The organism is Enterobacter sp. (genome assembly GCF_977039595.1).
This window is the reverse complement of record NZ_CDRQYH010000045.1, coordinates 23,977-31,457: the sequence shown is the minus strand read 5'-3', so window position 1 is coordinate 31,457 and position 7,481 is coordinate 23,977. Positions and strand designations below refer to the sequence as shown.

At 58.4% G+C, this 7,481-nt stretch carries 7 protein-coding genes; all 7 read left to right on the top strand.

The features are described from left to right. The coding region (gene betB, locus ACWYRJ_RS14190; protein WP_455508131.1) for a betaine-aldehyde dehydrogenase at positions 1-1,090 on the top strand (1,090 nt) is incomplete at its 5' end. A 13-nt stretch (positions 1,091-1,103) separates the two neighbouring features. Beyond that, positions 1,104-2,768, top strand: coding sequence for a choline dehydrogenase (gene betA, locus ACWYRJ_RS14185; RefSeq protein WP_127729938.1), 1,665 nt, complete (start codon positions 1,104-1,106; stop codon positions 2,766-2,768). A gap of 153 nt (positions 2,769-2,921) precedes the next feature. Continuing rightward, the gene (locus tag ACWYRJ_RS14180; RefSeq protein ID WP_115874448.1) at positions 2,922-3,485 is read left to right on the top strand and encodes a fasciclin domain-containing protein; all 564 of its coding nucleotides are present in this window, start codon (positions 2,922-2,924) and stop codon (positions 3,483-3,485) included. 43 nt (positions 3,486-3,528) lie between these two features. Continuing rightward, positions 3,529-4,083: an RNA polymerase sigma factor gene (locus ACWYRJ_RS14175; protein ID WP_111964441.1), complete on the top strand. Its 555-nt coding sequence runs from the start codon at positions 3,529-3,531 to the stop codon at positions 4,081-4,083. Further along, positions 4,080-4,727 carry an anti-sigma factor gene (locus tag ACWYRJ_RS14170; RefSeq protein WP_455508130.1) on the top strand — a complete coding sequence of 216 codons (648 nt, stop codon included), beginning with the start codon at positions 4,080-4,082 and terminating at the stop codon, positions 4,725-4,727. Before ACWYRJ_RS14175 ends, ACWYRJ_RS14170 begins: the two co-directional genes overlap by 4 nt. Before the next feature lie 273 nt (positions 4,728-5,000). Continuing rightward, complete coding sequence (locus ACWYRJ_RS14165) at positions 5,001-5,741, top strand: SDR family oxidoreductase (RefSeq protein ID WP_111964443.1); 741 nt, start codon at positions 5,001-5,003, stop codon at positions 5,739-5,741. A 33-nt stretch (positions 5,742-5,774) separates the two neighbouring features. Next, positions 5,775-7,469, top strand: coding sequence for a thiamine pyrophosphate-binding protein (locus ACWYRJ_RS14160; RefSeq protein WP_455508129.1), 1,695 nt, complete (start codon positions 5,775-5,777; stop codon positions 7,467-7,469). Positions 7,470-7,481 lie beyond the last annotated feature (12 nt).

The following is a 7,481-nucleotide window of genomic DNA, read 5'->3' as shown; positions in this document are numbered from 1 at the left end:
CCCGCTGCGTGAGACCTCGTTTGTCTACACCCGCCGCGAGCCGCTGGGCGTGGTGGCGGGCATCGGCGCGTGGAACTACCCGATCCAGATTGCCCTGTGGAAATCCGCCCCGGCGCTGGCGGCGGGCAACGCAATGATCTTCAAGCCGAGCGAAGTGACCCCGCTCACCGCCCTGAAGCTTGCAGAGATCTACACCGAAGCGGGCGTTCCGGACGGCGTGTTTAACGTCCTTCCGGGCGTGGGCGCGGAGACCGGTCAGTACCTGACCGAGCATCCGGGCATCGCCAAAGTCTCCTTTACCGGCGGCGTCGCCAGCGGAAAAAAAGTGATGGCCAACTCGGCGGCCTCGTCCCTGAAAGAGGTGACGATGGAGCTGGGCGGCAAATCCCCGCTGATTATTTTCGACGATGCCGATCTCGATCTCGCGGCGGACATCGCCATGATGGCCAACTTCTTCAGCTCCGGCCAGGTGTGTACCAACGGCACCCGCGTGTTTGTTCCGGCTAAGTTCAAAGCCGCGTTTGAGCAGAAAATCGTTGAGCGCGTGGGCCGCATCCGCGCGGGCGATCTGTTCGATGAAACCACCAACTTTGGTCCGATGGTCAGCTTCCCGCACCGCGACAGCGTGATGCGCTACATCGCCAAAGGCAAAGAGGAAGGCGCGCGCGTGCTGTGCGGCGGCAACGTGCTGAAGGGCGAAGGCTTCGATAACGGCGCGTGGGTGGCCCCGACCGTGTTCACCGACTGCACCGACAAGATGACCATCGTGCGCGAAGAGATCTTCGGCCCGGTGATGTCCATACTGACCTATGACACCGATGAAGAAGCGATTCGCCGCGCCAACGATACCGACTACGGTCTGGCGGCGGGCATCGTAACGGCCGACCTGAACCGCGCCCACAGCGCCATTCATCAGCTCGAAGCGGGCATCTGCTGGATCAACACCTGGGGTGAATCCGCCGCAGAGATGCCGGTCGGCGGCTACAAGCACTCCGGCATTGGCCGCGAGAACGGCGTCATGACGCTGCAGAGCTACACCCAGGTGAAGTCCATCCAGGTTGAGATGGGTAAATTCCAGTCCATATTTTAACCGGGAGGTTTATTTGCAATTTGACTACATCATTATCGGGGCCGGCTCTGCCGGCAACGTGCTGGCTACACGACTGACTGAAGATCCGAACACTACCGTCCTGCTGCTTGAGGCAGGCGGGCCGGACTACCGCTTTGACTTCCGCACCCAGATGCCCGCCGCGCTGGCGTTCCCACTGCAGGGCAAGCGCTACAACTGGGCGTACGAAACCGAGCCAGAGCCGTACATGAACAACCGCCGCATGGAGTGCGGTCGCGGCAAAGGGCTGGGCGGCTCGTCGCTGATCAACGGCATGTGCTACATCCGCGGTAACGCGATGGACCTCGACCACTGGGCGAAAGAGCCGGGTCTGGAGCACTGGAGCTACCTCAACTGCCTGCCCTACTACCGCAAGGCAGAGACGCGCGACGTGGGGCCGAACGACTACCACGGCGGCGATGGTCCGGTGAGCGTCACCACCTCGAAGCCTGGCGTGAACCCGCTGTTTGAGGCGATGGTGGAAGCGGGCGTGCAGGCGGGCTATCCGCGCACCGACGATCTCAACGGCTATCAGCAGGAAGGCTTCGGCCCGATGGACCGCACGGTCACGCCGCAGGGCCGACGCGCCAGCACCGCGCGCGGCTATCTGGATCAGGCGAAACCCCGTCCGAATCTGACCATCCGCACCCACGCCATGACCGATCGCATTCTGTTTGACGGCAAGCGCGCCGTGGGCGTCGAGTGGCTGGAGGGCGAAAGCACCATTCCGTCCAAAGCAACGGCGAAGAAAGAAGTGCTGCTGAGCGCCGGGGCGATTGCCTCCCCGCAGATCCTCCAGCGCTCCGGCGTGGGCAATGCTGACCTGCTGAAGCAGTTTGATATCCCGCTTGTGCACGACCTGCCCGGCGTGGGGGAAAATCTGCAGGATCACCTGGAGATGTACCTCCAGTATGAATGCAAAGAGCCGGTCTCTCTCTACCCTGCCTTGCAGTGGTGGAACCAGCCGAAGATTGGCGCCGAGTGGCTGTTTGGCGGCACCGGCGTGGGCGCGAGCAACCACTTCGAAGCGGGCGGGTTTATCCGCAGCCGCGAGGAGTTCGAGTGGCCGAACATTCAGTACCACTTCCTGCCGGTGGCGATTAACTACAACGGCTCGAACGCGGTGAAAGAGCACGGCTTCCAGTGCCACGTTGGCTCCATGCGCTCCCCGAGCCGTGGGCACGTGCGCATTAAGTCGCGCGATCCGCACCAGCATCCGGCGATCCTGTTCAACTATATGTCCCACGAGCAGGACTGGCAGGAGTTCCGCGACGCGATCCGCATCACCCGCGAGATCATGCACCAGCCCGCGCTGGACAAGTACCGCGGCCGTGAAATCAGTCCGGGTATTGACTGCCAGACCGACGAGCAGCTGGACGAGTTCGTGCGTAACCACGCCGAAACCGCGTTCCACCCGTGCGGCACCTGCAAGATGGGTTACGACGAGATGGCGGTGGTCGACGGCGAAGGCCGCGTTCACGGGCTGGAAGGGCTGCGCGTGGTGGATGCGTCGATTATGCCGCAGATCATCACCGGCAACCTGAACGCCACCACTATTATGATCGGCGAAAAGATTGCCGACGCCATTCGCGGGCGCGAGCCGCTGGCAAAAAGTACGGCCGCGTATTATGTGGCCAACGGGGCGCCGGTTCGCCGCTGAGGATATTTCCCCTCACCCGAGCCCTCTCCCTCAAGGGAGAGGGCGTTTATCTTCCCACCCAAAATTTTTTTATTTTCCTGCATCCAGTTTCCATCCTCCCCTCGTATATGCATATGTGAGCAACCCCTTTGCTCCCTAATCCGAGGAAAGATGATGAAAAAGCTAACCCGTGTTGCATTCGTAACCAGCGCTTTACTCTTCTGTGCAGGCGCATCAGCAGCCATGACGTCAGGCTCCGTGATGGTGGGCGGAGCGGAAATGTACCCGAGCAAAAATATTGTTGAAAACGCCGTGAACTCGAAAGATCACACCACGCTGGTGGCCGCCGTCAAAGCGGCCGGGCTGGTGGATACGCTTCAGAGCAAAGGGCCATTCACCGTCTTTGCGCCGACCAATGCGGCGTTTGCAAAATTGCCTGCCGGCACCGTCGAGAACCTGGTCAAACCCGAAAACAAAGCCACGCTCACCAGCATCCTGACCTATCACGTGGTCGCCGGTAATTATGATATGAAAGCGCTGGAGCAGAAAATTAAACAGGGCGGCGGCCGCGCGGAGCTGAAGACCGTTAACGGTCAGCCGCTGTGGATCATGAGCAACGGCCCGCACAATATTCAGCTTAAGGATGGTAAAGGTAATGTGGCGAACATTAGCACCTATGACGTTCATCAAAAAAACGGCGTGATCGATGTGATTGATACCGTCCTGATGCCTAAGTAGTTGTCTATACTTCGGAAGTGTGACGTTGCCTTCCGGGAATAATATGGATAACGCGCTGGCTGAACAGCAGCTGAAATTAATGCAGGCGGTCGCAAACGGCGATCGCCGTGCATTTGAACAACTTTATCGACTCACATCGCCACACCTGTTTGCCGTCGCGCTGCGCATGCTGCACGACCGCGCATGGGCAGAAGAGATCCTTCACGACTGTTTTATCACCGTCTGGAGTAAAGCTGAAACCTACAACGCTGCACTGAGCTCCCCGATGACCTGGCTTACGCATATTGTGCGCAACCGGTGTATCGACTGGCTGCGCAGCGGGCAAACCCGGGCTGCCGACCGCGAGGCGCCGTATAACGAAGCGCTTTTGCCTTGCGAGAACGATGAGCAGAATAACTGGCACGACGATGGGCAGGCAGCACGGCTCAGGCAGTGTCTCGAACATTTGAGCAGCGAGCAGCGCCAGAGCATTACGCTCGCCTACTATCAGGGAATGTCTCACAGCGACATTGCCGACTGGCTCCAGCAGCCTCTTGGCTCGGTGAAAAGCTGGATACGTCGGGCAATGGACCATCTTCGGGAGTGTGTCGGGCTATGAATGACGCAGAAAAACGCGACGACATGCTGGCAGCAGAGTATGCCCTCGGCACGCTGCGGGGAGGAGCGCGGCTTCAGTTCCAGAAACGGGTTGCCCATGAACCCGCCCTTGCCGCCCGCGTCGCGTACTGGCAGGAAATGTTCAGCACGCTGGATAGCCACCTTGTGCCCATCCCTCCACCCGAGACGGTGTGGAAAAGAATCGCCCTCGATCTGCCGCCTAAAAAGCCTTTACGCAAAAGTCGGCCTTATGTCGGCTGGATGGTTGCAGCCTCACTCGCCGCCCTGGCGGTCGTTGCCTGGTATGCCACCCGAGCCCCGGAACTCGTTCCGCTGATGGTCCTCAACGATGCCCAACAGCACGGGGATTGGGTCGTCAGCGCGGACGCCAGCCGCCAGCACTTGAGCATTGCCCCTCTTCGGCCGACGGCCGTCGCGGCGCAACACAGCCTCCAGCTTTGGCTGATCCCAGGCGGGCAGGCGCCGGTCTCCATGGGGCTGCTGCATAACGACATACCGACACGCGTCACCCTCAGGAACACAACGCTCCCTCCTGACGCCACGATAGCCATAAGCCTTGAACCAGAGGGCGGCTCGTCCACTGGGCTCCCCACAGGCCCGGTGCTTTACAGTGGCAAATTGTAATTCTCAGGCCCTGTTCGCAGGGCCGCTATCGTTAATCAATTTCATTTATATAATACCCTCGGTTACCTATAAGAATTAAATATTAGCCCTGCAATTAGTTTAATTATTAAAAAACGACATTGACAGACTCTTCCGCACTCCATTAAGTTTTATACGAACATCCTTTTATTCCTGATACACAATATATCAAAAACCGCGTTAATGAATTTATCATTATTCATTAACGCTTCACTGCCTTTTATTTTTTGCATCACTTAATAGCGAGATAAGATCATGAATAATAGTGCAAACAAAGTTGTTGTTATCACCGGCGCCAGCAGCGGTATTGGTGAGGCCATTGCCCTTCATCTGGCAGATAAACCTTTTTCACTGGTGCTGGTTGCCCGTCGTCTGGAGAAAATTAATGCCCTGGTGGACCGCATCATCCAGCAGGGTGGCCAGGCGATAGCCGTAAAAGCCGATGTTACCCGTCAGGAAGAGGTGCAGCGCGCCATTGACGCTGCCGTTGCCGCCTACCAGCGCGTGGATGTGCTGATCAATAACGCGGGCTTTATGGCTATCGCCCCGCTCAGCGAGCTGAAAACCGACGAATGGGACAAGATGATTGATACCAATCTGAAAGGGGTGCTGTACGGCATCGCCGCGGCTTTCCCGGTGTTCCAGCGTCAGGGCCGCGGGCATTTTATAAACGTTGCCTCCGTCGCGGGCATCAAAGTGCTGGCCCCTGGCGGCGTGGTGTATAGCGCCACGAAATTCGCCGTCCGCGCGCTGAGTGAAGGCTTACGTCAGGAGGCGGGTAAAACCATCCGCACGACGCTTATTTCTCCCGGTGCCGTCGAAAGCGAACTGCAGTTCGGCAGCTCTGATGCCCCAAGCAAACAGTTCCTGCATGAATTTTACAAGCAGGCTATTCCGGCTGACGCAATTGCCCGCGCGGTTTTATTTGCTATTGAACAGCCTGGCGACGTTGATATTAATGAAATTGTTGTTCGTCCGACGCAGGAAGAATTTTAGCCGGCGTTAAATAATGCTGAATGAGGTGTCATTATGATTAAATCATTAACGTCCTTATCAGATTTAAATATGCGATCGGGTGCCGACATTCTTCTTGAAGTGCTGGAGAGTGAAGGGGTGGAATATATTTTTGGCAACCCCGGAACAACCGAACTTCCGCTCATTGATGCCCTGCTTCGCCATGAAAATATTCACTATATTCTCGCGCTTCAGGAAAGCACCGTGGTGGCCATTGCCGACGGCTACGCAAAAGCCTCCGGCAAGACCGGATTTATCAATTTGCATACCGCCAGCGGTCTGGGGCACGGCATGGGGAATCTCATTAATTCGCGGATCATGAAAACCCCGCTGGTGGTCACCGTCGGACAGCAGGACACGCGGCACTACGTCCGCGACCCGCTTCTGTATGACGATATTGTGTCCATAGGCTCCCCGGTCATGAAATGGGCGCAGGAGGTTACCAGCGCCGACCAGCTCCCGGTGCTGGTGCGACGTGCGTTTCACGCGGCCAGCTACCCTCCGGGTGGCCCGGTCCTGCTTTCACTCCCGATGAACGTCATGGAAGAGCTGAGCGACGCCGGAATACAGACGGCGTCCAGAGTGAACTACCACACCGTGGCGGGCTCGCTGGACGAACTGGCCGAAGAACTGAGCCAGGTTACGCCCGGCAGGATCATGATTGTGGCGGGAGATGAAGTTCACTCCAGCGGCTCGACGCAGGAGATTGTCCAGCTTGCTGAAGCGCTCAGCGCCCATGTCTACGGCTCCTCCTGGCCCCTGAATTTGCCCTTCCCTACGCAGCATGCGCTCTGGCGGGGCAATATGCCCACCACCGCCAGCGAAATCGCCAGCATCATCAACGCCTACGATGCCGTATTTATCATCGGCGGCAGAAGCCTGATCACCATTTTGTACAGCGAGGGCGAGGCCATTCCGGAAACCTGCGCGGTATATCAGCTTTCGGCGGATATGCACGAGCTTGGCCGCACCTATGCCACTCGCCTTTCAGTGATGGGGGATATCAAACTGTCCCTGCATGAACTGCTGCCAAAGCTTAAGCAGCGACTGATCGCCAGCACGCTGGCCCACCAGCGGCTGCTGGTTGCGGCCCGCGACGAACGGGAGAAGGAGTGGCAGCAGCAGGAGGAACGTCTGGCCGCCGAGCGGCTACGCCCGGCGATCTCCCCGATGGTGGCGGCCTGGGAAGTCATCCGGTCCATTCCGGCGGGTACCACCATCGTGGATGAGGCGATAGCGACCGCCCGGCATGTCCGCCGGTTCATCTCTGACCAGCAGCATCAGCGCTACTATTTTATGCGCGGCGGCGGACTGGGCTGGGGGATGCCGGCCTCAGTAGGGCATTCACTGGGACGCGGGCGTGAGCCGGTTGTCTGCCTGATAGGCGACGGGGCCTCTCTGTACTCGCCGCAGGCGCTCTGGACGGCGGCACACGAAAATCTGCCGGTCACCTTTATCGTCATGAATAACAGGGAGTACAACATCCTGAAAAACTTTATGAAGAGCCAGGCTGACTACAGCTCAACGCGGCTGGGGCGTTTTATCGGGATGGACCTGGTGAACCCGCATATTGATTTTCAGTCGCTTGCCACCGCCATGGGCGTCCACTGCTGCCGGGTAACCGAGGCTGCAGATATCGCCGAAGCGGTAACGCGCGGCCTGCAGTCAGGAAAAACCAACCTGATTGAAATCGCGATTTCCGCGGATTAATCGCGCGCTTAC